Raw genomic sequence first — 608 nt, 5'->3', positions numbered from 1 at the left:
CCAGAATCCTTAATTTCCCCCGAATCATGAACGTTTTGATTATTGAAGATGAAACTCCAGCTGCAGAAAAGCTGGAACGTTACCTGCTCAAACACGACGCTGCTACAGATATAAAAGCCTGCCTTACCTCCATCCATGATTCGGTGATTTACCTGAAAGATAAGCAACATGAGTTGGACCTTATTTTTATGGACATTCAGCTCTCCGACGGCTTGAGTTTTGAAATCTTTTCTCAAGTCTCGATTAAGAAGCCGGTCATTTTCACCACAGCCTTTGACGAATATGCCATCGATGCATTCAAAGTCAACGGCGTAGATTACTTACTCAAGCCCATCCGATTTACCGACCTTTCAAATTCCTTGAAAAAATTGGATGTATTGAGGGAACAGTTATTAGGCAAACCGAACTTAGGGAATGAGTCAAAGCTTCCAGAAGAAGCCCTATAAGGAACGTTTCATGGTAAAAGTCGGGGCACACATCAATGCCATCGCGGTTCAGGAGGTATTATTTTTTCGGGCAGATGGCAGAAGCGTTTATCTCTATACAAAATAACGTAAAAATGAAAAATTATCCTTACTAGTTTCCCTTTAGCCAGGTCTTGAACTCAG

1 protein-coding gene is annotated in these 608 nt (G+C 41.4%); it reads left to right on the top strand.

Annotated elements, in window-relative coordinates; genetic code table 11:
- A partial coding sequence (locus D5R40_RS33640; RefSeq protein ID WP_205127891.1) for a LytR/AlgR family response regulator transcription factor occupies positions 1 to 446 on the top strand: 446 nt, incomplete at its 5' end.
- Between the last annotated feature and the right edge of the window lie 162 nt (positions 447 to 608).

Origin of the sequence: Okeania hirsuta (assembly GCF_003838195.1) — a bacterium.
Lineage (GTDB): Bacteria > Cyanobacteriota > Cyanobacteriia > Cyanobacteriales > Microcoleaceae > Okeania > Okeania hirsuta.
Note: the sequence above shows the minus strand (reverse complement) of the source record. Positions and strands in the feature narration are given on the sequence as shown.